The organism is Sphaerotilus natans, assembly GCF_900156335.1.
Taxonomy (GTDB): Bacteria; Pseudomonadota; Gammaproteobacteria; order Burkholderiales; family Burkholderiaceae_C; genus Sphaerotilus; species Sphaerotilus natans.
In genome coordinates this window covers 1-24,079 of sequence record NZ_FTMZ01000029.1, presented here as the reverse complement: position 1 = coordinate 24,079, position 24,079 = coordinate 1, and the positions used below count along the sequence as shown (strand labels likewise).

Annotated in this window: 20 protein-coding genes; 16 read left to right on the top strand and 4 right to left on the bottom strand. The window is 69.4% G+C overall.

Going from position 1 to position 24,079, the window contains the following annotated elements:
- Nucleotides 1-18: 18 nt before the first annotated feature.
- Nucleotides 19-921: a LysR substrate-binding domain-containing protein gene (locus BW996_RS19170; RefSeq protein WP_037485161.1), complete on the bottom strand. Its 903-nt coding sequence runs from the start codon at nucleotides 919-921 to the stop codon at nucleotides 19-21.
- 165 nt (nucleotides 922-1,086) lie between these two features.
- Here BW996_RS19170 and BW996_RS19165 point away from each other — a divergent pair, with 165 nt between their 5' ends.
- The 7 genes from BW996_RS19165 to BW996_RS19135 all read left to right on the top strand — a co-directional run bounded on the left by BW996_RS19165 (nucleotide 1,087) and on the right by BW996_RS19135 (nucleotide 9,199).
- Complete coding sequence (locus BW996_RS19165) at nucleotides 1,087-2,064, top strand: Bug family tripartite tricarboxylate transporter substrate binding protein (RefSeq protein WP_076459056.1); 978 nt, start codon at nucleotides 1,087-1,089, stop codon at nucleotides 2,062-2,064.
- 69 nt (nucleotides 2,065-2,133) lie between these two features.
- The gene (locus BW996_RS19160; protein ID WP_037485159.1) at nucleotides 2,134-2,934 is read left to right on the top strand and encodes an SDR family NAD(P)-dependent oxidoreductase; all 801 of its coding nucleotides are present in this window, start codon (nucleotides 2,134-2,136) and stop codon (nucleotides 2,932-2,934) included.
- 10 nt (nucleotides 2,935-2,944) lie between these two features.
- Complete coding sequence (locus BW996_RS19155; protein WP_037485157.1) at nucleotides 2,945-4,633, top strand: (2,3-dihydroxybenzoyl)adenylate synthase; 1,689 nt, start codon at nucleotides 2,945-2,947, stop codon at nucleotides 4,631-4,633.
- A gap of 3 nt (nucleotides 4,634-4,636) precedes the next feature.
- Nucleotides 4,637-5,479: an amidohydrolase family protein gene (locus tag BW996_RS19150; RefSeq protein WP_037485154.1), complete on the top strand. Its 843-nt coding sequence runs from the start codon at nucleotides 4,637-4,639 to the stop codon at nucleotides 5,477-5,479.
- A gap of 23 nt (nucleotides 5,480-5,502) precedes the next feature.
- Nucleotides 5,503-7,116 carry a carboxylesterase/lipase family protein gene (locus BW996_RS19145; protein ID WP_081838283.1) on the top strand — a complete coding sequence of 538 codons (1,614 nt, stop codon included), beginning with the start codon at nucleotides 5,503-5,505 and terminating at the stop codon, nucleotides 7,114-7,116.
- Nucleotides 7,117-7,135: 19 nt separating this feature from the next.
- Nucleotides 7,136-8,341, top strand: a complete 1,206-nt coding sequence (gene pcaF, locus BW996_RS19140; protein ID WP_037485151.1) for a 3-oxoadipyl-CoA thiolase — start codon at nucleotides 7,136-7,138, stop codon at nucleotides 8,339-8,341.
- A gap of 27 nt (nucleotides 8,342-8,368) precedes the next feature.
- Entirely contained in the window at nucleotides 8,369-9,199 is an 831-nt protein-coding gene (locus BW996_RS19135) for an enoyl-CoA hydratase-related protein (protein ID WP_051632243.1), read from the top strand.
- An 18-nt stretch (nucleotides 9,200-9,217) separates the two neighbouring features.
- Here BW996_RS19135 and BW996_RS19130 read toward each other — a convergent pair whose 3' ends face one another.
- The gene (locus tag BW996_RS19130; protein ID WP_037485149.1) at nucleotides 9,218-10,138 is read right to left on the bottom strand and encodes a LysR family transcriptional regulator; all 921 of its coding nucleotides are present in this window, start codon (nucleotides 10,136-10,138) and stop codon (nucleotides 9,218-9,220) included.
- A gap of 265 nt (nucleotides 10,139-10,403) precedes the next feature.
- Between BW996_RS19130 and BW996_RS19125 the strand changes: the two genes are divergently transcribed.
- The 8 genes from BW996_RS19125 to BW996_RS19090 all read left to right on the top strand — a co-directional run bounded on the left by BW996_RS19125 (nucleotide 10,404) and on the right by BW996_RS19090 (nucleotide 20,298).
- Nucleotides 10,404-12,509, top strand: a complete 2,106-nt coding sequence (locus BW996_RS19125; RefSeq protein ID WP_037485146.1) for a bifunctional rhamnulose-1-phosphate aldolase/short-chain dehydrogenase — start codon at nucleotides 10,404-10,406, stop codon at nucleotides 12,507-12,509.
- 26 nt (nucleotides 12,510-12,535) lie between these two features.
- Entirely contained in the window at nucleotides 12,536-13,825 is a 1,290-nt protein-coding gene (gene rhaI, locus BW996_RS19120; RefSeq protein WP_037485144.1) for an L-rhamnose catabolism isomerase, read from the top strand.
- A gap of 62 nt (nucleotides 13,826-13,887) precedes the next feature.
- A complete protein-coding gene (gene rhaS, locus BW996_RS19115) occupies nucleotides 13,888-14,883 on the top strand; it encodes a rhamnose ABC transporter substrate-binding protein (protein WP_037485139.1) in 996 nt (331 codons plus the stop codon).
- Nucleotides 14,883-16,490 carry a sugar ABC transporter ATP-binding protein gene (locus BW996_RS19110; protein ID WP_037485136.1) on the top strand — a complete coding sequence of 536 codons (1,608 nt, stop codon included), beginning with the start codon at nucleotides 14,883-14,885 and terminating at the stop codon, nucleotides 16,488-16,490. Before rhaS ends, BW996_RS19110 begins: the two co-directional genes overlap by 1 nt.
- On the top strand, nucleotides 16,487-17,473 hold the full coding sequence (locus BW996_RS19105) for an ABC transporter permease (RefSeq protein WP_037485134.1): 987 nt from the start codon (nucleotides 16,487-16,489) through the stop codon (nucleotides 17,471-17,473). The genes BW996_RS19110 and BW996_RS19105 overlap by 4 nt, the downstream gene beginning before the upstream one ends.
- Nucleotides 17,470-18,465 carry an ABC transporter permease gene (locus tag BW996_RS19100; protein ID WP_051632242.1) on the top strand — a complete coding sequence of 332 codons (996 nt, stop codon included), beginning with the start codon at nucleotides 17,470-17,472 and terminating at the stop codon, nucleotides 18,463-18,465. Before BW996_RS19105 ends, BW996_RS19100 begins: the two co-directional genes overlap by 4 nt.
- The gene (locus tag BW996_RS19095; RefSeq protein WP_037485132.1) at nucleotides 18,462-18,803 is read left to right on the top strand and encodes an L-rhamnose mutarotase; all 342 of its coding nucleotides are present in this window, start codon (nucleotides 18,462-18,464) and stop codon (nucleotides 18,801-18,803) included. Before BW996_RS19100 ends, BW996_RS19095 begins: the two co-directional genes overlap by 4 nt.
- A 10-nt stretch (nucleotides 18,804-18,813) precedes the next feature.
- On the top strand, nucleotides 18,814-20,298 hold the full coding sequence (locus BW996_RS19090; protein ID WP_051632241.1) for an FGGY family carbohydrate kinase: 1,485 nt from the start codon (nucleotides 18,814-18,816) through the stop codon (nucleotides 20,296-20,298).
- A 401-nt stretch (nucleotides 20,299-20,699) separates the two neighbouring features.
- Here the strand turns inward: BW996_RS19090 and BW996_RS21465 are convergent, their stop codons facing one another.
- The gene (locus BW996_RS21465; protein ID WP_139330955.1) at nucleotides 20,700-21,686 is read right to left on the bottom strand and encodes a helix-turn-helix domain-containing protein; all 987 of its coding nucleotides are present in this window, start codon (nucleotides 21,684-21,686) and stop codon (nucleotides 20,700-20,702) included.
- 429 nt (nucleotides 21,687-22,115) lie between these two features.
- Entirely contained in the window at nucleotides 22,116-22,655 is a 540-nt protein-coding gene (locus BW996_RS21460; protein ID WP_139330954.1) for a hypothetical protein, read from the bottom strand.
- Nucleotides 22,656-22,831: 176 nt separating this feature from the next.
- Here BW996_RS21460 and BW996_RS19085 point away from each other — a divergent pair, with 176 nt between their 5' ends.
- Nucleotides 22,832-23,848 (top strand): IS110 family RNA-guided transposase, encoded by a 1,017-nt coding sequence (locus tag BW996_RS19085; RefSeq protein ID WP_076459055.1) that lies wholly within the window; start codon nucleotides 22,832-22,834, stop codon nucleotides 23,846-23,848.
- Nucleotides 23,849-24,079 lie beyond the last annotated feature (231 nt).

Genomic DNA, 24,079 nt, shown 5'->3' with positions numbered 1-24,079 from the left:
TCCTGATGAGCCATGCCCTCAGCCAGCGACTGACCCGGGCGCTGCCCTCAGCATCAGATCCACCAGATGCTCCGCCGCAGGCGTCAGCGGCAGGTCGGTGCGACGCACCAGCACGATGTCGGGCGCGGGCAGGTCCTCGGCGACCTCGATGACCTGCAGCGCCTCGCCGACCGGCGAGTAGTCGCGCCACTGCCGCGGCAGCATCGCCAGCAGGTCGCTGCCGGCCAGCGCGACCATCAGCGACAGCGCGCTGCCAGCCTGCAGCTGGATGCGTGGCGCCGGCAGGCCGTGACGGGCGAACAGCGCCGCCAGATCATCCTCGGCACGGTAGTCGATCGAGGGCGTGGCCCAGTCCAGCGCCGCCAGCTCGGCCAGCGAGCGCGCGTGACGATGCGGATGACCGCGCCGCGCCACCACCGCACGCTGGTTCTGGAACAGCGTGCGCACCGTCAGCCCCGGACCGGGCGGCTTCTGGGGCGAGGCCCCCAGGTAGAAGTCGATCCGGCCCTCCCGCAGCGCCCCCTCGAGCGCCGGGAACAGACCTTCGATCAGCTGCAGCCGCACGCCCGGATGGCGGCGCCGGAAGGCCGGCAGCGCCGCGGGCAGCATGCCCACATGCGGCATGATCGACAGCGCCGCCACCACCGTGCCGCCGCCATCGCCATGCGCCTGGCGCAGCTCGTCGCGGGCGCGCTCCAGGTCGCGCACGATCTGGTGCACCCGGCGGTGGAAGGCCTGTCCGGCCAGAGTCAGCGTCATGCCGCGCGGCCCGCGCTCGAACAGCGGCGCGCCCAGCTCCTGCTCCAGCGCCCGCACGCTGCGGGTCAGCAGCGGCTGGGCCATGCCGAGATGGCGGGCGGCCGCCCTCAGGCTGCCGTGGTCGACGATCGCGATCAGGTCGCGCAGCTGGGCCAGCTTCATCCGGTGTCTCGTCCGTCTTGTCTGCAGTGATGCCTGGAATGTATCGCTCGGATTTTTCTGCGATCTTCCCGGTTATCCCTGAGCGACCGAACATGCCTGTCAGGCACCCGCCGAGGTGCCACCCCCATGACCCGGCCGACGGACCGGGCGACTCAGGAGACAGACATGGTGCAAAGACGCAGGATGCTGCTGCAGGCCGCGGCGCTGGGCGCGGCGATCTGCAGCCCGGCCGCCCGGGCGCAGGCCGACTATCCCAACCGGCCGGTGCGGCTGATCGTGCCGGCCGGGCCCGGCTCGGCGCCGGACGTGGTGGCGCGGCTGGTGGCCGAGCGGCTCGGCGCGCTGTGGGGCCGGGTGCTGATCGTCGACAACCGGCCCGGCGCCGGCGGCATTCCGGGCATGTCGGCGCTGGCGCGCAGCACGCCCGACGGCTACACGCTCGGCTTCGTGCCGGCGGCGATGGCCGTCATCACGCCGCTGCTGTTTCGCCAGCCGCAGTTCAGCCTCGACAGCGACCTGGTACCGGTGGCCACGCTGGCCACCAGCCCGTTGCTGCTGGTCACGCCCGCCGCTGGCGGCGCACGCACGCTGAGCGAATTCGCCAAGGCCAGCCAGGCCAAGGGCGGACGGGCCAACTTCGCTGCGCCGCAGACCGGCTCGCTGCCGCATCTGGCCGGCGAGATGGTCAACAGGCTGGGCCGCATGAACCTGTTCACCGTGCCCTATCCGGCGCCGCCGGCCGCGGTCAGCGCGGTCCTGTCGGGCGACGCGGAGCTGACCGCCGACGGCGTGCCGGGCCTGCTGCCGCACATCCGCTCAGGCCGGCTGCGCGCGCTGGCGGTGACCTCGGCGCAGCGCCTGCCGGGCTTCGAGGACATCCCGACCGTCGCCGAGACCTATCCCGGCTTCGAGGCGATCGGCTGGTTCTCGCTGTTCGCGCCGACCGGCACGCCCGACGAGATCGTCCAGAAAGTCAACCGAGACGCCGCCCGGGTGATGCAGACGCCCGACCTGATCGCGCGCCTGGCCGAGATGGGCATCTATCCGCGCACCGGCAGCACCGCCGAGACCGGCGAGTTCGTCACCGCCCAACGCCAGGTGATGAAGCGCTTCGTCGCCGAGCTGGGCCTGAAGCCGCAGTAACGCCGGCCTCTTCGGCCTGGCGCCCTTTTCCCTGTCCGCGATTCCAAGACTTATCCGAGGAGACCCCTGATGAACCGAACCGGATCCGACACCCCGACCCCGGCCCGCCGCAAGGCGCTTGTCACCGGAGGCGCCACCGGCATCGGCCGCGCTGCGGTGCTGGAGCTGGCCCGCCACGGCTTCGACGTGGCGCTGGTCTACGGCAGCAGCGCCACCGCCGCCGAGGCCACCGCCGCCGAGGCGCGTGCGCTGGGCGCGCAGGTGCTCACCCTTCAATGCGACGTCGCCGACGACGAGGCGGTGCGCCGCACGCTGGCCGCCGTCGGCGAGGTCTTCGGCCATCTCGATGCGCTGGTCAACAACGCCGGCACCACCGCGAACTGGACGATGCGCGACCTCGAGAGCCTGGACATGGCCGAGTGGGATCGCACCTTCGCCGTCAACGTCAAGGGCACCTTCCAGGTGGCGCGCGCCGCGGTGCCGTGGCTGAAGAAAAGCCGGCAGGCGGGGGGCTCGCCGGCCATCGTCAACACCGCCAGCATCGTCGGCCTGCGGCCCGGCCCCCAGCCGCTGCCCTATGCCGCCAGCAAGGCCGCGGTGGTCAACCTCACCAAGACCCTGGCCTGGAACCTGGGGCCGCACATCCGCGTCAACGCGGTGGCCCCGGGCTGGATGGAGGGCGAGTGGATGGAGCGCATGCTGGGCGACCGGTACGACGAGCTGATGGGCAACCGTGCCCGGGCCACGCCGCTGAAGCGCTGCGTGACGGCCGAGGACGTGGCCGAGGTGATGCTGAACCTGATCACCGCCAACCGCTTCGTCACCGGCGAGGTGGTGGTCATCGACGGCGGCTTCACCGCCAGCACCTGAGGCGCGCGCCATGCTCGAAGGCTTCGTTCCCTTTCCCCCCGAGTTCGCCGAGCGTTACCGCGCGAAGGGCTACTGGCGCGACCAGAGCCTGGCGCAGGAGTTCGCCGACATGTTCCGGCGCTTCTCGACGCGCACCGCGCTGATCGACGGCGAGCGCCGCTGGACCTATGCCGAGCTCGACGCCGCCAGCGACAACCTGGCGCTGAACCTGCTCGACCTGGGCCTGCGTCCGCTCGACCGGGTGGTGCCGACGCTGCCCAATGTGGCGGAGTTCGTGATCCTGTACTTCGCGCTGCAGAAGATCGGCTGCATTCCGATCGCCGCGCTGGTGACGCACCGCTTCGCGGAGATCAACCAGTTCACCCGGCTGGCGCAGGCGCGCTGCGCGGTCTATCCGGCCTCGGTGCGCGAGGGCGGCGCGGAGTTCCGCTTCGCGCCGGTCATCGAGCGGGTGCAGGCCGAGAACGCCTGCCTGCAGATCCGCCTGGTGCTGGGCGAGGCCGGCCCGGGCGAGCATGCGCTGGCCGAGCTGATCGCCCGGCCCGCGACCCGGCCGCGCAGCACGCTGGCCGAGATCCGCATCGATCCGGCCGATCCCTGCATCTTCCAGCTCTCGGGCGGCACCACCGGCATCCCGAAGCTGATCCCGCGCACCGGCAACGACTACGCCTACAACTCGAAGGTGGCCGCCGAGGTGGCCGGCGTCACCCAGGACTCGGTGCTGCTGCTGGTGCTGCCCATCGCGCACAACCTGCCGCTGGCCTGTCCGGGCATCCAGGGCTTTCTGTTCAACGGCGCCACCGTGGTGCTGCACGCCAGCACCCGGCCCGAGCCGATGTTCCAGCTCATCGCGCGCCACGGCGTGACGCACCTCAAGGTGGTGCCGGCCCTCTTGATCCGCCTGATCAACGACCCCGCCATCGGCGACCACGACCTGAGCTCGGTGCTGCAGATCCAGAGCGGCGGCCAGCGCATGCAGCCCGAGGTGCGCATCCGCACCCGCCAGCTCTTCCGCAACGCCTTCGTGCAGGAGAACTTCGGCATGAGCGAAGGCCTGCTGATGTTCGTGCGCCAGGGCGACCCCGAGGAGGTGCTGCTGGAAACCTGCGGCCGACCGGTCTGCCCGGACGACGAGGTGCGGCTGATCGACGACGAGGGCGCCGAGGTGCCCGACGGCGAGGTGGGCGAGCTGGCCTGCCGCGGCCCCTACACGCTGCGTGGCTACTTCGGCGTGCCCGAATACAACGCGCGCCAGTTCACGCCGGACGGCTTCTACCGCTCGGGCGACCTGATGCGCCGCCACCCCTCGGGCAACTACATCGTCGAGGGCCGCAAGAAGGACCTGATCAACCGCGGCGGCGAGAAGATCAGCGCCGAGGAAGTCGAGAACCTGATCCTGCAGCACCCGGCGGTGCAGAACGTCGCCTGCGTGCCCATGCCCGACGCGATGCTGGGCGAGCGCATGTGCGCCTTCGTCATCGCCCGCGCCGGCCAGCGCCTGACGCTGCCCGAGCTGACCGGCTTCCTGCAGGCGCGCGAGATCGCGCGCTTCAAGCTGCCCGAGCGGCTGGAGCTGCTGCCCGACTTTCCCGTCTCCACCTTCGGCAAGGTGTCGAAGAAGGCGCTGGGCGAGCACATCGCCCGCGTCCTGGCCGAAGAGGCCGCCGCCCCCGGCGTCCCGCATCCCGTCAAGGAGTGAATCATGCGCATCATCGACCTGCACTGCTATCCCGGCACCCAACGCTGGATCGACGCCCAGGGCCCTTACCCCGCCGAACTGGCCCGCTACTGGAAGCGGGAATGGGTGGCCAAGTCCGAAGAGGACGTGATCGCCGAGTTCACCCAGCACGACGTGCAGGCCTGCCTGGTCGCGCTGGACCTGGAGACCACCGTCGCCACCCCGCCGTGCGACAACGACCATGTGCACGGCATCTGGAAGCGCCACCCCGACCGCATCCTGCAGTGCTGGGGTGCGGTGGAGCCCGCCAAGGGCGAGATCGCGATCCGCCAGGTCAAGCACGCGGTGCAGGAACTCGGCTTCATCGGCTTCCATTTCCACCCGATCATGCAGCACTTTGCCGTCAATGATCGGCGCTTCTACCCGCTGTTCGAGGAGATCGATGCGCTGGGCGCGGCCGTGATGATCGACGTGGGCACCACCGGCATGGGCGCGGGCATGCCCGGCGGCCACGGCGCCCGCATCCGCCACGCCCACCCCGGCGCCATCGACGACCTGGCGGCCGACTTCCCCCACCTCAAGATCATCATGGCCCACCCCGGCTGGCCCTGGGTGGAGGAGACCACCGCCGTGGCGCTGCACAAGGGCAATGTGTTCTGGGAGATGTCGGGGTGGGCTCCCAAGCACTTTCCGGGCAACCTGAAGACCGACATCCGCGGCCGCCTGCAGGACAAGATCATGTTCGGCAGCGACTACCCCAGCCTGCCCTACGAGCGCATCTTCCGCGAGTGGCAGGAGCTGGGCTACAGCGACAGCGTGATGGAGAAGGTCATGCACGGCAACGCCGAACGCGTGCTGGGGCTGTGAACGTGAAGGCGACCTCGTCGATCATGCTGGCGTCCGTGCTCTTGTCGGCATGCGGGGGCAGTGAATCTGAACCGGCGCCTGAGCCGGCCACCGCGACGCCCTACGTCGCGTCACGGGACACGGTGACCGTCGCGGGGGGAACGGTGGCTGCGGCGGTCGACTCGTCCAGCGCGCTGCGCATCTTTCGTGCGATTCCCTTCGCGGCGCCGCCCGTGGGCGACCTGCGCTGGCGAGTGCCTCAACCGGTCCCGGCCTGGACCGGTGTGCGACGCAGCGACAACTTTTCCGCGGCCTGCCTGATGGGGGACCGACCGGCCGGTCGCGTCGGCTCGATCCTCTATCAGCAGACCGAGTCGCAGAGCGAGGACTGCCTGTATCTCAACGTCTGGACCGGCGCGGCGTCCGCCGCCGAGAGGCGACCGGTGATGGTGCTGCTGCACGGCGGGGCCTACCAGCTGGGGGCCGGCTCCCAGCCCAACTACAACGGCAAAGGGCTGGCCGCCAAGGGTGCCGTCGTGGTGACGCTGAACTACCGCCTGGGCCCGCTGGGTTTCCTGGCACATCCGGAACTCACGGCCGAAGCCGGCAGCTCGGGCAACTACGCCCTGCACGACGCGGTGGCCGCCCTGAAATGGGTGCGCGACCACATCGCGGCCTTCGGCGGCGACCCCGGCAATGTCACCGTGTACAGCGAATCGGCGGGCAGTGCGCTGGCCAGCGTGCTCTATGCCTCGCCGCTGGCCGCGGGGCTGTTCCACAAGCTGGTGCTGGAAAGCCTGGCTGCCTTGCCCGCAGGCGCCGCCCTGCCCACGCTGGCGCAGGCTCAGGCCGCCGGCACGGCTTTCGCGGCCAACCTCGGCGCCTCTGACCTGGCCGCGCTGCGCGCCAGGCCCGCGGCGGCGATCATGGCCGGTGCCGGCGCCATCACCGCGCCCATCGTCGATGGCGTGCTGCTGCCCGATCAGCTCGACCTGCTGCTGAAGTCCGGCACCGTCAACGCCGTGCCGCTGCTGGCCGGCTGGAACGCCGATGAAGGCACGCCTTACCCGCCCTTCGCGACCACGCTGGCGGGCTATGAGAGCACGGCGGCCGCGCGCTTCGGCAGCCTGGCCGCGGATTTCAAGGCCGCCTACCCGGCCACCAGCGACGCCGAAGTCCAGGCCATGGCCTACCAGCCGATGCGTGACGGCACCTTCGCGTGGAATGTCTGGACCTTCGCACGCGCCCACGCCGCACGAGCCCAGGCACCGGCCTATTTGTACTTCTTCACCCGGCGCCCGGCCTACCACGCCGACCAGGCCTTCACCGGCCAGAGCCCGGCCGAACGGTTTGGCGCCTACCACTCGCTCGAGCAGGTGTACTTCTACGACAACCTCGACGTGAGTGCACCGACACGCGCCTACACGGCGGTGGACCGGCACATCGCCAGCACCGCCTCGAGCTACCTGGTGAACTTCGCCCGCACGGGCGATCCCAACGGCAGCGGGCTGCCCGCATGGCCTCGCTTCACCGGCCCGGCCAGCGCCACGATGGAGATCGGCGACACCATCGCCCCGGTGGCCGTGCCCTTCCAGGACAAGCTGGCCTTCTGGGACCGCTACTACACGGCCACGCTCGGGCGGGGCCTGCCCTTCTGAACGAGAAAGCGTCTGCACCATGCAAAACGTCTACCTGTGCGACGGCCTGCGCACGCCCATCGGCCGCTACGCCGGCGCCCTCAGCGGCATGCGCACCGACGACCTGGCCGCCGTGCCCCTGCAGGCCTTGATGGCGCGCCACCCGGGTCTGGACTGGGCAGCGCTGGAGGAGGTGAGCTACGGCTGCGTCAACCAGGCCGGCGAGGACAACCGCAACGTCGCGCGCATGGCCACGCTGCTGGCCGGCCTGCCGGTGAGCGTGGCGGCCAGCACCGTCAATCGCCTGTGCGGCTCCGGGCTGGACGCGGTGGGCGGCATCGCCCGCGCCATCGCCTGCGGCGCGCTCGACCTGGCGGTGGCCGGCGGGGTGGAGAGCATGAGCCGGGCCCCGCTGATCCTGCCCAAGGCCACCAGCGCCTTCTCCCGCCAGGCGGAGGTGGCTGACAGCACCATCGGCTGGCGATTCGTCAACCCGCGCATGCTGGCCCTGCACGGCGTGGACAGCATGGGCGAAACCGCCGAGAACGTGGCCCAGGAGCATGGCATCCAACGCGCCGACCAGGATGCGTTTGCGCTGCGCAGCCAGCAGCGCGCTGCCGCCGCGCAGGCCGCCGGCTGGCTGGCCGCCGAGATCACCCCGGTACCCGTGCCCGGCCGCCGGGGCGACATCACCTGGGTCAGCGTGGACGAGCACCCGCGCCCGCAGACCAGCGCCGAGGAGCTGGCGCGGCTGAAGCCCGCCTTCCGCGATGGCGGCAGCGTCACCGCCGGCAACAGCTCGGGCGTGAACGATGGCGCCGCCGCGCTGCTGCTGGCCAGCGAGGCCGGCGCCACCCGCCACGGCCTCACGCCACGCGCCCGCGTGCTGGGCCTGGCCACCGCCGGCGTGGCGCCGCGCGTCATGGGCATCGGGCCGGTGCCTGCGGTGCGCAAGCTGCTGGCGCAGACCGGCCTGTCCCTGGGCGACTTCGACCTGATCGAGCTCAACGAGGCCTTTGCCGCCCAGGGCCTGGCCGTGCTGCGCGGCCTGGGCCTGCCCGACGACGGCGACTTCATCAACCCGCAGGGCGGCGCCATCGCCTTCGGCCACCCGCTGGGCATGAGCGGCGTGCGCCTGGTGCTCACCGCGCTGCACCAGCTCGAGCGCACCGGTGCCCGACGCGCGCTGTGCACCATGTGCGTGGGCGTGGGGCAGGGCATTGCGCTGGCCATCGAGCGCGTCTGATCGCCAGCCCCCCAAGGAAGACAGCTCATGACCGAAACGACCGGATTCCCCGTCCCGGCCAAGACGTCCACGCCGCCGCCGGTGCTGCTGATCGAGCAGCCTCACCCGGGCGTGCGCGTCATCCGCCTGAACCGGCCCGAGGTGCTCAACGCCCTGAATTTGCGGCTGCGCCACGCCCTGGCCGAGGCCTTCATCCAGGCCGATGCCGACGACGACGTGCGCGCCGTGGTGCTGGCGGGCAGCCCGCGGGCCTTCTGCGCCGGCGCCGACCTGAACGAGTACCGCACGGCCACGCCCGCCGAGATCGTCAAGCGCGGCATGGGCCGTCTGTGGGACGCCATCGCACAGTGCCGCAAGCCGGTGATCGCGGCGGTGCGGGGCCACGCGCTGGGCGGGGGCTGCGAGCTGGCCCTGCATGCCGATCTGATCATCGCCGGCACCGGAGCGCGCTTCGGCCAGCCCGAGGTCCGGATCGGCCTGATGCCGGGCGGCGGCGCCACCCAGCGCCTGACCCGCGCGGTGGGCAAGTTCCAGGCGATGCGGCTGCTGCTGCTCGGCGAGCCGATCGGCGCCGACGAAGCGTTGCGCCTCGGGCTGGTGTCGGAGGTGGTCGACGACACTCAGGTCGAACCGCGCGCACTGGCGCTGGCGGCCAGACTGGCCAACGGTCCGTCCGCCGTGCAGACGCTCATCAAGGAGACGGTGATTGCCGGCATGAACCTGCCGCTGCAGCAGGGGCTGGAGCTGGAGCGGCGCGCCTTTGCGCTGGCTTTCGCCTGGCCGGACCGGAGCGAGGGCATCGCGGCGCGGCTGGAGCGGCGCGAGCCATGCTGGTCGCGGCAGGACAAGCCGACCTGAGACGCGCGGGGGCGCCGCTCAGCGCACCCGGCAGGCCGCCACCGCCGCCCCGCGCTCGAACACGAACTCGCGGAAGGCCGCGCCGACGCCGCCCAGCACCGTGTCGCGGCGCTGCACGAAGCACCAGTCGATGTGCTTGGGCAGGCCCTCGACGTCGAGCACCGCCAGCCGGCCGGCCTCCAGCTCGACCTGGAAGGTGTGCGCCGACAGAAAACTGATGCCCAGGCCGCACATCACCGCCTGCTTGATCGTCTCGTTGCCAGCCAGCTCCAGCCCGGCGCGCACCTGGATCGACTGCGACTGCAGCAGGTGCTCCAGGAACTGCCGGGTGGCCGAGCCGGGCTCGCGGAAGATGAAGTGCTCGTCGCGCAGGTCGCTCCAGCGCAGCCCGGCGCGGCCAGCCAGCGGGTGGTCGGCCGCGGCGACGATGCAGTGCGGATGGCGCGCGAAGCTGGTCGCCTCCAGATCGCCCTCGGAGGGCGGATAGCCCATGATCGCCAGGTCCAGGCGGTGCTCCTGCAGCATCTCCAGCACCTCGGCGCGGCGCGCCACCGTGAGCTTCGGACGCACCTCCGGGTGCAGGCCGATGAACTCGCGCAGCAGCCGCGGCGCGAAGTAATGCGCCGTCGACACCACCCCGAAATGCAGCAGGCCGCGCGGGCCGCGCGCCTCGTCGCGGTGGGCCTGCATCGCCTCCTGCGCGGCACGGGCCTGCGCCAGCATCAGCCGCGCGTGCTGCAGCAGCTCGTGGCCGGCGTCGGTCAGGCGCGGGCGCGGCAGCCGTTCGAACAGCGCCACCCCCAGGTCGCCTTCGAGCTGGCGCACCTGCATCGACACCGCCGGCTGGCTCATGTCGAGCAGCTCGGCCGCCCGCGAGAAGCTGCCGGTGGTCGCCACCGTCTCGAACAGTCGCAGCGCGCGCAGCTGCAGGTCCTTCATGGGTCCATCCTTCCTGGAACATCTCGGTGCGTCTCGGGACTTTCCCCGAACGACAGCCCGGTCATCGGATCTCGGCAGCCCTCAGGGCTCCGGGACAACCCGCAAAAATGGCAGCATCCCGCTCTTTCGGCTGGGGTCCGGCGGAAACCATATCATTTTGCTTATACCAAGCATCAGAAGTCATTGATTGTGGCAGCAGGTCAGCGCTCCTAAGCTCTGTCCCCATCGCACTGTCGTCAGACAACTTTCGAACCCACACGCTGCCATGACCCCGACTTCCATCCGCCCCTTCCCGCGCTGGGACGATGCCCGCGCCGCCACGCTCGACGAGCCCGGCCTGCTGCTGTACCGCTCCAACCTGCTCGGCTCGGACCTGCGCATCACCAACTACGGCGGGGGCAACACCTCGGCCAAGATCCGCCAGACCGACCCGCTCAGCGGCGAGACGGTCGAGGTGCTGTGGGTCAAGGGCTCGGGCGGCGATGTCGGCTCGATGAAGCTCGACGGCTTCTCGACGCTCTACATGGACAAGCTGCGCGACCTGAAGAAGCTCTACCGCGGCCTGGCGCACGAAGACGAGATGGTCGGTTACCTGCCGCACTGCACCTTCAACCTGAACAGCCGCGCCGCCTCGATCGACACGCCGCTGCACTCGTCGCTGCCCTACGCGCATGTCGACCACATGCACCCGGATGCGGTGATCGCCATCGCCGCGATGGCGCATTCCGAGGCCATCACGCGCCAGGTCTTCGAGGGCACCGTGGGCTGGCTGCCGTGGCTGCGCCCGGGCTACGAGCTGGGCCAGCGACTGGCCGAATACGACGCGGCGCACCCGGGCCTGCGCGGCATCGTGCTGGCCGGCCACGGTCTGTTCAGCTGGGGCGACACCGCCAAGAGCTGCTACGAGAACACGGTGGACCTGATCGAGCGCGCCCAGGGCTGGCTGGCGCAGCAGCGCGAGGCGAAGAAGGTAGCCGTCTTCGGCGGCCCGGCCGTGCAGGCCCTGCCCGAACCTGAGCGCGACGCCACGCTGGCGCGGCTGCTGCCGGTGCTGCGCGGCCTGTCCAATGAGGGCGCACCGAAGCTGCTGCACCTGAACACCTCGGCCGAGGTGATGGAGTTCGTCAACTCGGCCGATCTGGCGCCGCTGGCGGCGCTCGGCACCTCGTGCCCGGACCATTTCCTGCGCACCAAGATCCGTCCGCTGATCGTGCCGGAAGCCGTCTACACGCTGGCCGGCGCCGAGCTGCGCGCCGCGCTGGGCGGGCTGCTGGCCGCCTACCGCGCCGACTACGCGGCTTATTACGAGCGCTGCAAGCGCGCCAACAGCCCGGCGCTGCGCGACCCGAATCCGGTGGTGATCCTGCTGCCGCGCATCGGCATGGTGACGATCGCCAAGGACAAGGCCACCGCGCGCATCGCCGGCGAGTTCTACGTCAACGCCATCAACGTGATGCGCGAGGCCAATGCGGTGGACCGCTACGTCGGCCTGCCCGAGCAGGAGGCCTTCGACATCGAATACTGGCTGCTGGAAGAAGCCAAGCTGCAGCGCATGCCCAAACCGAAGCCGCTGGTCGGCAAGGTGGCGCTGATCACCGGCGGCGCCGGCGGCATCGGCCAGGCGATCGCGCGGCGCTTCCTGTCGGAAGGCGCCTGCGTGGTGCTGGCCGACATCGACGCCGAGGCGCTGCAGGGCGTCGAGGCCGAGCTGGCCAAGGCGCACGGCAAGGACCATGTGCGCGGCGCGGTCTGCAACGTCACCGACGAGGCCAGCGTGATCGCGGCCTTCGACCGGGCGGCGCTGGAGTTCGGCGGCGTCGACATCCTGGTGAGCAACGCCGGCATCGCCTCGGCCGCGCCGATCGACGAGACCAGCCTGGCGCTGTGGAACAAGAACCAGAGCATCCTGGCCACCGGCTACTTCCTGGTCGGCCGCGAGGCCTTCAAGGTGATGAAGGCGCAGGGCAGCGGCGGCTCGATCGTGATGATCGCCAGCAAGAACGGCATGGTCGCCAGTGCGCAGGCCAGCGCCTACTGCGCCGCCAAGGCCGCCGAGATCCAGCTCAGCCGCAGCTTCGCGCTCGAAGGCGCGCCGCTGGGCATCCGCAGCAATGTGGTCAACCCGGACGCGGTGATCCGCGGCTCGAAGATCTGGACCGGCCAGTGGAGCGCCGAGCGCGCCGCCGCCAACAAGGTCGACGAGGGCGACCTGGAGGCCTTCTACCGCGAGCGCTCGATGCTCAAGCGCAGCGTCTTCCCCGAGGACATCGCCGAGGCCACCTACTTCTTCGCCGCCGAGCACCTGAGCGCCAAGAGCACCGGCAACATCCTGAACGTGGACGCCGGCAACCTGGCCGCCTTCACGCGCTGAAACCCCACGACGTCCCGGAGATCCCGATGTCCCTCCCGATCGATGCCGGCCTGCTGGCCGCGCACAACGAGCGCCTGCGCCGCGAGGTCCAGGCCGACTACGACCACCTGGGCGCGCAGCTCGCCCGCCGCGGCATCGACCTGGAGCGGGTGCGCGCGCAGGTCGCCGCCTTCGGCGTGGCCATCCCGAGCTGGGGCGTGGGCACCGGCGGCACGCGCTTCGCCCGCTTCCCCGGCCCTGGCGAGCCGCGCCATGTCTTCGACAAGCTGCAGGACTGCGGCGTGATCCAGCAGCTCGCCCGCGCCACGCCGACCGTCTCGCTGCACATTCCCTGGGACCAGTGCAGCGACTGGAGCGAGCTGCGCGGCGCGGCCGGTGCGCTCGGCCTGGGCTTCGACGCGATCAACTCCAACACCTTCTCCGACCAGAAGGGCCAGGCGCACAGCTACAAGTTCGGCAGTCTCACGCACACCGACGCGGCCACCCGCGCCCAGGCGGTCGAGCACAACCTCGAGTGCATCGAGATCGGCCAGGCGATCGGTTCGAAGGCGCTGACGGTCTGGATCGGCGACGGCAGCAACTTCCCCGGCCAGCAGCACTTCCGCCGCGCCTTCGAGCGCTATCTGGACAGCAGCCGCCAGATCTACGCCGCGCTGCCCGACGACTGGCGCATGATGCTCGAGCACAAGATCTGCGAGCCGGCCTTCTACAGCACGGTGATCCAGGACTGGGGTTCGAGCTTCATGGCCGCCAGCCTGCTGGGCCCGAAGGCGCAGTGCCTGGTCGATCTGGGCCACCACGCGCCCAACGTCAACATCGAGCTGATCGTGGCGCGCCTGATCGCCGCGGGCAAGCTCGCCGGCTTCCACTTCAACGACAGCAAGTACGGCGACGACGACCTGGACGCCGGCTCGGTCTCGCCCTACCGGCTGTTCCTGGTCTTCAACGAGCTGGTGGCCGCTGCCCACGAAGGCGTGGCCTTCGACCCGGCCTACATGCTCGACCAGAGCCACAACGTCACCGATCCGATCGAGAGCCTGATGACCAGCGCGGTGCAGGTGCAGCGCAGCTTTGCGCAGGCGCTGCTGGTCGACCGCGCCGCGCTCGACGCCGCGCAGGAGGCCAACGACGCGATGACCGCCACCCACCTGCTGAAGGCCGCCTTCCAGACCGATGTCACGCCGCTGCTGCAGCGCGTGCGGCTGGACGCGGGCGGCGCGGTCGACCCGGTGGCCGCCTACCGCGCCAGCGGCTACCGCGCCCGCATGGCCGAAGCCCGACCGGCGGTGGCCGGTGGCGGCGGCGGCATCGTCTGAGCCCTGCCCCGCGCGCTTTCCCCCAAAGATTCCCCCAAGAGAGACCGAGAGGAGACATCCCCATGAACCATCGCCTGTCCACCATCGCCGCCGCCCTCGTCCTGGGCCTGGGCTGCGCCCAGCCCGCGCTGGCCGCCGACAAGATCGCCCTGGTCGTCAAGAGCCTGGGCATCGGCTTCTTCGACGCCGCCCACCAGGGCGCGCAGGAAGCCGCCAAGGAGCTCAAGGACGTCGAGATCATCTACACCGGCCCGGCCAAGGCCACCGCCGAGGGCCAGATCGAGATCATCAACACGCTGATCGCGCAGAACGTCAAGGCCATCATCGTCTCGGCCAACGATCCTGACGCGCTGGTGCCGGTGACGAAGAAGGCGATGCAGCGCGGCATCAAGGTCATCTCCTTCGACTCGGGCATCCGCAAGGACGGCCGCCTGATGCACCTGGCGCCGTCGAACAACGCGCTGATCGGCGAGAAGCTGGTGAAGATGGCCGAGCAGGTGGCGGGCAAGAGCGGCGAGATCGCGGTGCTCTCGGCCACCGCGCAGGCCACCAACCAGAACATCTGGATCGGCGAGATGAAGAAGGTGCTGGCCCAGCCGGCCTATTCGGGCCTGAAGCTGGTGAGCGTCGTCTACGGCGACGACCAGACCGACAAGAGCTACCGCGAGGCGCAGGGCCTGTTCAAGAGCCACCCGAACCTGAAGGCCATCGTGGCGCCCACCACCGTCGGCGTGGCCGCGGCCGCCAAGGCGGTGCAGGACGAGAAGAAGACCGGCGCGGTCTTCGTCACCGGCCTGGGCCTGCCCTCGGAGATGGCCGGCCATGTCAAGAGCGGCGCGGTCAAGTCCTTCGCGATCTGGAACCCGATCGACCTGGGCTACGCCTCGGTGCGCATCGCGCATGCGCTGGTCAAGGGCCAGGCCAAGGCACAGCCGGGCGAGAAGATCGGCATGGGCCGGGTCGGCACCGCGACGCTGGACAAGGACAACGAGGCCGCGATGGCCGAGCCCTTCACCTACGACGCCAGCAACGTCGAGCAGTTCGCGAAGATCTTCTGATGCTCACGCTGCGCGGTCTTCACAAGCGCTTCGGACCGACGCACGCCCTGCGCGGCGTCGATCTCGAGCTGGTGCCAGGCGAGGCCCTGGCGCTGATCGGCGAGAACGGCGCCGGCAAGTCCACGCTGGTCAAGACGCTGACCGGCGTGCATCGGCCCGACGAGGGCGAGATCCTGATCGACGGCCAGCCGCTGCGCCTGTCCTGCGCCCAGGACGCGCAGGCCGCCGGCATCGTCGCGGTGCACCAGGAGACGGTGATGTTCGAAGCGCTCAGCGCTGCCGAGAACATCTTCATCGGCCGACCGCCGATGAAGGGCCCGGCGCGCTGGCCGGCGCTGCAGGTGGTCGACTGGGCGCGCATGAACCGCGAGGCGCAGGCGGTGCTCGACCAGGTGGGCGCGGGATTTGCCGCCACCACCCTGGTGCGCGACCTGAGTCTCGCGCAGCGCCACCTGATCGAGATCGCCCGCGCCCTGTCGCAGCAGGCGCGCGTGGTCATCCTCGACGAGCCGACCGCTGCGCTGTCGCAGGCCGAGATCCGCGACTTCTACGGCATCGTGCGCGGGCTGAAGGCCCGCGGCGTGGCGGTGCTGTTCATCACGCACAAGTTCGACGAGCTGTTCGCGGTCTGCGACCGCTATGTCGTGCTGCGCGACGGCGCCTCGGTCGGGCACGGCCGCATGGCCGAGGCCGACGAGCCCACGCTGGTCCGGCTGATGGCCGGGCGCGAGATCGACCAGATCTACCCGCCCGTCGAAGACCGGCGCGGCGAGACGGTGCTGGAGGTGCGCGGCCTGTCGCACCCGAGCGAGTTCGCCGACATCGCCTTCACGCTGCGCCGCGGCGAGATCCTGGGCTTCTACGGCCTGGTGGGCGCCGGCCGCAGCGAGCTGATGCAGGCGCTGACCGGCCTGAACCCGCAGGCGCGCGGCGAGATCCGCATCGACGGCCGCGCCGTCACGATCCGCGAGCCGGCCGACGCCATCGCCGCCGGCCTGTCCTTCGTGCCGGAGGAGCGCCAGCGCCAGGGCGCCATCCTGGCCTTCTCGGTGCGCGACAACATCAGCCTGGCGGCGCTGGCCGGGCCGCGCAACCGCATGGAGGCCGCCGTCTCGCGCGGGCCGTGGCTGTCGGCGGCGCGCGAGCAGACGCTGGCCGCCGGCATGATCGAGCGGCTGCGCATCAAGACCGCCAGCCAGGACACGCCGCTCTCGGGCCTCTCCGGCGGCAACCAGCAGAAGGTGGTCATCGCCAAGTGGCTGGGCCTGAACCCGCGCATCGTCATCCTCGACGAGCCGACCAAGGGCATCGACGTGGGCGCCAAGCAGGCGGTCTACCAGCTCGTGGCCGAGATGGTCGCGCAGGGGCTGGCGGTGATCCTGGTGTCGTCCGAGCTGCCCGAGGTCAGCCACCTCGCCCACCGGGTGATGGTGATGCGCCGCGGCCGCCTGGTGGCCGAGTTCGAGCGCGAGCCCGGCCGGCCGCTGGACGCCGAGGCGATCGTCGCGGCCGCCTCCGGGCTGGAGGCGACGCGCCCTGCCCTGCCCACGACGTCGGCTGCCGTGCCTGCGGATCCCGAGGACCTGTCTTCCTTCGCCTGCCCATGAAACCCGCTTCCTTCTCCTTGCGCCGCGAGTGGATCCTGCTGGCGATCATCGCCGCGATCGCGCTGGCGGTCGGCGCGCGCGCGCCGGTCTTCCTGAGCCTGCGCACGCTGCTCGACATCGGCAACGACTCGGCCATCCTCGCCATCCTGGTGATGGGCCAGATGCTGGTGCTGCTCACCCGCGGCGTCGACCTGTCGGTGGCCTCCAACCTGGCGCTGACGGGCATGCTGTGCGCGCTGGCCGGCCAGGCCTGGCCGGGCCTGCCGCTGCCGGCGCTGCTGCTGCTGGCCGGCGCCATCGGCGCGCTGCTGGGTGCGCTCAACGGCTGGCTGATCATGCGCTTCAACCTGCCGGCCATCGTCGTCACGCTGGGCACGATGTCGGCCTACCGCGGTGCGATCTTCGTCGCCAGCGGCGGCACCTGGGTCAATGACCACCAGATCCATCCGCTGATCAAGGGCCTGCCGCGCGAGACGCTGCTGGGGCTGCCGATGCTGCTGTGGTTCGCCGCCGCCGCCGCGCTGTTCACGCTGTGGCTGCTGCACTGGCGCCGCGAGGGCCGCGAGCTCTACGCCTTCGGCGGCCACCCGGTGGCGGCGGTCTACGCCGGCATCCCGGTGCAGCGCCGGCTGATGATGGCCTACACGCTGTCGGGCCTGCTGGCCGGGCTGGCCGGGCTGCTGTGGGTCGGGCGCTACGCGATCGCCTTCACAGAGCTGGCCTCCGGCTTCGAGCTGACGGTGATCGCCGCCTGCGTGATCGGCGGCGTGAGCATCGGCGGGGGCGTCGGCACGGTGGGCGGCGCGCTGCTGGGCGTGCTCTTCATCGGCGTCATCAACGCGGCGCTGCCGGTGATCCAGGTCTCGCCGTTCTGGCAGCAGGCCATCGCCGGCGCCGTCATCCTCGCCTCGGTCGCGCTGAACGCCCGCGCGCAGCGCCAGGCCGGCCGCCAGATCCTCGACACCTCCGGAGTTCCCGCATGAAGGCCCTCGACACCTGGGAGCGCGTGCTGATCGGCCTGATCGCGCTCGTCTTTCTCGCCTTCGGTCTGGGCATCGACGGCTTTCTCTCGCCGTATGCGCTGGCCGACAGCACCTACAACATCTCCGAGAAATGCCTGATCGCGCTGGCGATGGCGCTGCTGATCATCGCCGGCGAGATCGATCTGTCGATCGCCGCGACCATGGCGCTGTGCTCGCTGGCGATGGGGCTGGCGATGCAGGCCGGCGCCGGCCTGCCGCTGATGATCGCCGCCGCGCTGGCCACCGGCCTGGCCTGCGGCGCGCTCAACGGCTGGCTGGTCACGCGCTGGCGCCTGCCCTCGATCGTGGTGACCATCGGCACGCTGTCGCTCTACCGCGGGCTGGCGCAGGTCATCCTGGGCGACCAGGCCATCACCGGCTACCCCGAGCCGCTGAGCGTGCTGGGCAACGGCACGCTGGGCGACCTGCTGGGCATCGAGGGCCTGATCGTGCCGATCGAGTTCGCGCTGATGGCGGTGGCGGCGGTCGCGGTGGGCATCTTCCTGCACGCCAGCGTGGGCGGGCGGCGCCTCTACGCGATCGGGGCCAACCCGGTGGCCGCGCGCTTCTCGGGCATCGCGGTGGACCGCTGGCGCCTGGGCCTGTTCCTGTTCGCCGGGCTGATGGCGGCGCTGGCGGCCATCGCGCTGACCGGGCGCATCGGCAGCACCCGCCCGAACCTGGCCATGGGCTGGGAGCTGGAGGCCATCACCATCGTCATCCTCGGCGGCGTGGCCATCGAGGGCGGGCGCGGCAGCATCGTCGGCACGGTGCTGGCCGCCGTGCTGCTGGGCAGCTTCACCTTCGCGCTGGGCATGCTCAACGTCTCGGGCATCGTGATGTCGATGATCGTCGGCGCCCTGCTGATCGTGGCGATGGTGCTGCCGCGCTTCCTGCGCCGCCGGCCGTCGGCCCAGCCCAGGACCTCGCCCGCCCGGAGCGTGACCGCATGAGCTCCGCCGTGACCGAGAAGATCGCCTTCCGCATGTTCCTGAACCCGGGCTGCGCCGACGAATACCGCCGCCGCCATGACGCGATCTGGCCCGAGCTGGTCGCGCTGCTGCACGGCGCGGGCATCCGCGACTACAGCATCTTCCTGCACGAGGAGGGCGAGAGCGGCGGCGGCGTGCTGTTCGCGGTGCTGCGCCGGCCGGCCGAGCACACGATGGACGCGCTGCCCGCGCACCCGGTGATGCAGCGCTGGTGGCAGCACATGAAGGACCTGATGCGCACCCATCCCGACGGCGCGCCGGTGGCCGAGCCGCTGCCGGGTCTGTTCCACCTCGACTGATCCGATTCCCATGACGACGACGACCGACGACCGCTGCACGCTGGTGCTCGACATCGGCAAGAGCAACGCCCGCCTGGTGCTGATCGATGCCGCGGGCGAGGTGGTGGCGCGCCGCAGCCAGGCCAGCGCCGGCCGCCACGACGCGACGCTGGACGCCACGGTGCTGGACGTGGAGCAGCTGCAGGCCTGGCTGCGCCGCGACATCGCCGGCCTGCCGGCCCCACAGCGCGCCCGCATCGACCGCCTCTCCATCACCACCCACGGCGCAGCCTTCTGCGGCCTGAGCGGCGACGGGCCCGACGCGCAGCTCGCGCTGGCCCCCATCGACTATGAATGGGACGGCTACGACGCCGAGTTCCTTGCCGCCGAGCGCGCCGAGGCCGACCCGTTCGATCACACCGGCTCGCCCGCGCTGCCGATGGGCCTGAACGCCGGCCGCCCGCTGCGCTGGGTGCAGACGCGCCATCCCGCGCTCTGGGAGCGGGCGCGCGTCTGGCTGCCCTATGCGCAGTACTGGGCCTGGTGGTTCAGCGGCGTGGCCTGCAGCGAGGTCTCCTCGCTGGGCTGCCACACCGGGCTGTGGTCGCCGGTCGAGCGCGGCCCCAGCGCCTGGGCGCGCCGCACCGGCCTGGCCGAGCGGCTGGCGCCGCTGCGCGCGGCCTGGGAGACAGTCGGCCGCGTGCGCCCGGCGCTGGCCGCCGCGCTGGGCCTGCCCGAGGGCGTGCGCGTGCTGGCCGGCTCGCACGACAGCAACGCCTGCCTGGCGCGGCATCTGGCCACCGCGGCCGACGCCACCGTCGTCTCCACCGGCACCTGGTGCATCGTGATGGCGCCGGGCGCGCCGATCGACGGGCTCGACGCCGCGCGCGACCAGCTCGTCAACATCGCGGTCGACGGCCGGCCGGTGCCGACCGGGCGCTTCATGGGCGGGCGCGAGTTCGCCGCGATCTGCGGCGACAGCGATCCGGCGTGGGCCACCGTGCCGGCGCTGCGCGAGGTGCTGGCGCAGGGCTGGACGGCGCTGCCGGCCTTTGCCGAGGCGGGCGGCCCCTTCGTCGGGCAGCGCGGCCGGGTGCTGCGCCACGGCCAGCCGGTCGAGGCCGGGCTGGCGGCGGTGCCGGCGGCGCTGCGCCCGGCGCTGGCGGCGCTGTACTGCGCGCTGATGCTGGCGTGGATGGTCGAGCATCTGGCCGCAGGTGCGCGGGCGGAAACCCCGGTGCTGCTGGAAGGTCCGCTGGCGACCAATCCAGCGCATGTCGCGGCGCTGGCCGCCCTGCTGGCGCCACGACCGCTGCAGGTCTCGACGGACCCGCTGGAGGGCACCGCACGCGGCGCCTGGATGCTGGCGCACTGGCCGGCGTCACCACACGCCCCGGCCGCACCGCCAGTCCTTCCGACCGCCGACCTCCAGCTTGCACCGGCTCTGCAGGCGCTGGCGCGGCAATGGCAGCGGCACAGCGAATTGAACCGCGTCGAGTCAGCCGCCGCGGGCTGACATCGCCTCGCGCACGACGGCGCACAGCTCGGCCAGATCGGGTGATACGGCGTTGGTGCGGGGGGCATCCGCCCGGGCGCGGGCTTCGGCGTCTTCATGGCAGCTCGCTGTTCCCTAACGAGAGCGTGCTGGTCAGCAGCCCCGCGCCCACCCCGACGCGCCGAGAGGCCGATATGGCCGCGCCGCTGGTTGCGATGCGGTGAGGGGATGGATTGGCCGCGTTTTGAGGCGCCGAAGGCATCCTCGGTTTTGTGAGGATGGGAGGCTGCAGTAATTTTTGACGTTCGAGCTAAGCGGGCAACGACTGCAGGCCGCGCTGGACAGAAAGCCCCTGCGCTTGATGGCCGGCACGGCCTGCCGTTGGCGCTCCGCTTGAGCGGGGGATTGGGTGTCACTAGCTTTCAGCTGCCATGAGTCAGAATGCACCAGTGCACTAACCATCCCTTACCGGTTACTGAGATGGACTTTCGACGCTGATCTACATCGTCTTTCTGCGCTTCTACCAAGCCGACCTCTTCGAGCGCCTTCACTTGGGGCCGCATTGCTTGAACACTCTTGAAGCCCAAGGTGGTGAAGTCGCCGGGACCGAACTCGCCATCGAATTGAGTTATCGCATCTTGAAACAGCTTCATCGCTCGCGGTCCCGTTTGGGCTTTCACCGCGTCTCGAATGGATTCGGCCATTCGCTTCAACCAGCTATCGAAACGCTGCCTCTTCTCTTCTTTTGTGCGAGGCTCAGTACCGCTCTCTGCGATGTGAAGGCAGTAGTCATTTGCGTAGGCGAGAGCGTTGCGGAGGCTGCGATGAACAATCAAGTACATGCGGTGAAAGTCATCGGCATCAAAGGGTAAATATGGCGCACTCCCATTCTGCGCATTGAAGGTTTGTACGCGTGCATCGAATACTGCCTGAGCGTGAGCCAGAGCTAGAGGCGGTACGTACACAGGCTCTTGCATATGGCCAACTAGGCGCTGGGAGGCGACTACGCCCTGAAGAATTCCATGGGCGCCACAAAGAACCCAGCGCAGACCCTTTACTGTGAAGAGTGTGTCCCGCAAAGCTTCAATCTTCTTTCTGGCAATCGCGGAAGTCTCGAGCAGTTCCAGGTTATCAAGTACGCATACAACGCCACCATTTTGGTTGTCCGGGAATATTGCTTCTAGCCAGCTTATGACTGTCCGAGAAAAGCCACTACTGGTGAAGCCGGCTGACTCGTTGGACTGGGCTCCACCACCTGCGGAGAATATTGGTACACCAAGACTCCATTGGCGGAGCAGAGGACTATTGAGCCACGCGTTGAGTCCGACGCTTCCCTCCATATTCAGGCCGAGGCGGAACTCTGATGATCGCTCAAGTAGCGTCTGCGCCACCTCAGTCAAGACGCGCATACGAAAATCGTCTGGCGTTTCGGTTGGTGATACCTGGAAGGGTCTTCGGCAAGGAATTATGAGTGGCGAGGTTCTCGAGTTTGCACGATAGCTGCGTAGAGCACGAAAAGCAGCAATGTTTGCGAGACTGGTCTTTCCGACTCCGACCATTCCATCCAGACAGACAGCGCTTGCTGATGACGTAAGTCTGATGCCTACGCGTCGGAGTTCCTCGTCTCGCCCGATGAATAACTGATCGCCCAAGGAATCAGCCAGCAGGGGCATAGCAGAAAAGGGGTTGTCTGTGAAATTCCAGGAGTTGTAAATACTTGATCCGTTCACGTTGGCTCCGTGTGCTGTCTTCTGTATTTTCAGAATGTTGAGTGCAAAAAACTGCGGATTGTGATGCCTCACGTTTGAGTTGGGCGTCACCGCGCATCTGCGCCTGCTTTACAACGCGTCGCGGCGCTTTTTTGATTTATCGACAGCCTCGCTCTTCTCTCGTTTTTCGTCCGCGTGGTATTCATATTGAACGACAAACCAGTTTGGCCCGGCGACAATTGCGATTCGCGCATTGCGGGCTTTGAAGAAGCCATACCCCTTGGCATCGATCTCCGGGCTTCCGCCGTACTTCTCTGTCATTCCCTGCAACACATCTGCTAGCTCTTGGTCAGCAGGGCGCGACCGATTCACTACAAGAGTCACAGTCCAGGCCAAACCACCGTTGCAGAACACCGAGATTGACCTAGCGTTTGGGAACAGCACATCAGGCGACTTTGCCTCGAACGAAATGTTTGAGGGGTCATCTTCACTCAGGCGATTGACTGGTGGTGACCCGAGACGCTTGAGGAGTGCATCGCATGAACCATTGGCTCCGACCTGAACTCCGAACGGAGCTGCGACACCGCGCTGAATGGGCTCGGCCGCGACTGCGTAGCCCGATAAGTTGCAGATAAGTGCGAGTACTATGAACTGTGAGAGGGGCCGCATGTTGACTTTCGTGCAAATGAGAGCGACGTTTGTAGTGCCGCCTAACGAATGAAAGGGACATCCCCAAGCCGCCCCGCCAGCCACCCGAGGTTTTTCCTCATGCGCTGACGGGGAGCCGGATCGACGATGGGGTTGCTCAATCTCGATCCCGATCCAACTGACGCAAGGAGATGTCCATGACCATTGTCTTTCTCGGCATCGATCTCGCCAAGAACGTATTTGCCCTTCACGGTGTCGATGCCACCGGCCGGGCGTGTCTGGTGCGCCCGTGCGTGCGGCGCGATCAGTTGCTGGAGTCGGTGGCCAAACTGCCGCCCTGCACCATCGGCATGGAAGCGTGTTCGGGTGCGCACCACTGGGCGCGCCAGTTCGCCGGCTTCGGCCATACCGTGCGGCTGATGGCGCCGAAGTTCGTCGCCCCCTACCGCATGAGCGGTCGGCGCGGCAAGAACGACGCCGCCGACGCCGCAGCCATCTGCGAGGCGGTACAGCGCCCGACCATGCGCTTCGTGCCGATCAAGTCCGAACTCTCTCAGTGTCGACTCGCTATTCACACCGTCCGCCAAGGCTGGGTCAAGGCTCGCACCGCCACCATCAACCGCCTGCGCGGCCTGATGAGCGAGTTCGGCATCGTGCTGCCGCTGAAGGCTCAGACCGTGCGTCGGCAAACCGCCGAGCACGCCGACAAACTCCCCGGCTGGATGAAGACTGCCTGCCTTGACCTGCTCGACGAATTGCGCCGACTCGATGAACGGGTGGCCGAGTACGACGAGCACATCCGCGTGATGGCGCAGGCCGACGATCGATCGAAGACGCTGATGCAGGTGCCCGGCATCGGCGCGACCACCGCCAGCGCGCTGCTGGCCAGCATCGGTCACGGCCACGACTTCGCCAATGGTCGTCAACTCGCCGCCTGGCTCGGGCTGGTGCCCGGGCAATACAGCTCTGGCGGCAAACAGCGGCTGGGTCGCATCACCAAGGCCGGTGACAGTTATCTGCGAGCGCTGCTGATCCTGGGTGCGCGGGCCACGCTGGCCGCTGCGGCCAAGAAGAAGGACCGACTCAGCCGCTGGGCGGTGGCGCTGTCCGAGCGGCGTGGTTACTGGAAGGCCGTCGTGGCCATCGCGGCCAAGAATGCCCGCATGGCCTGGGCGATGCTGGCCAAGGGCGAGGCGTTCAAGCCCGTGACGTGAGCCGATCCGGCCAGTCGAACCGATTTCGAATCTCTCATCCGACACCGTGAAGGAAGAATCTGCCACCGCGTGATGCCTGCGTTGATGGAACAAGGTCAGACCTGCGTGGGGAGTGCTCGTTTAACTTTTGGAGGCGCTCGCAAGAGCAACCTCGGCTAACGAATGGAGCCCCCACGCGCGTCTTTCATCAGGGTCAGCGGCAACAGAAGCCGCAGTAAAGACCGGTTGTAG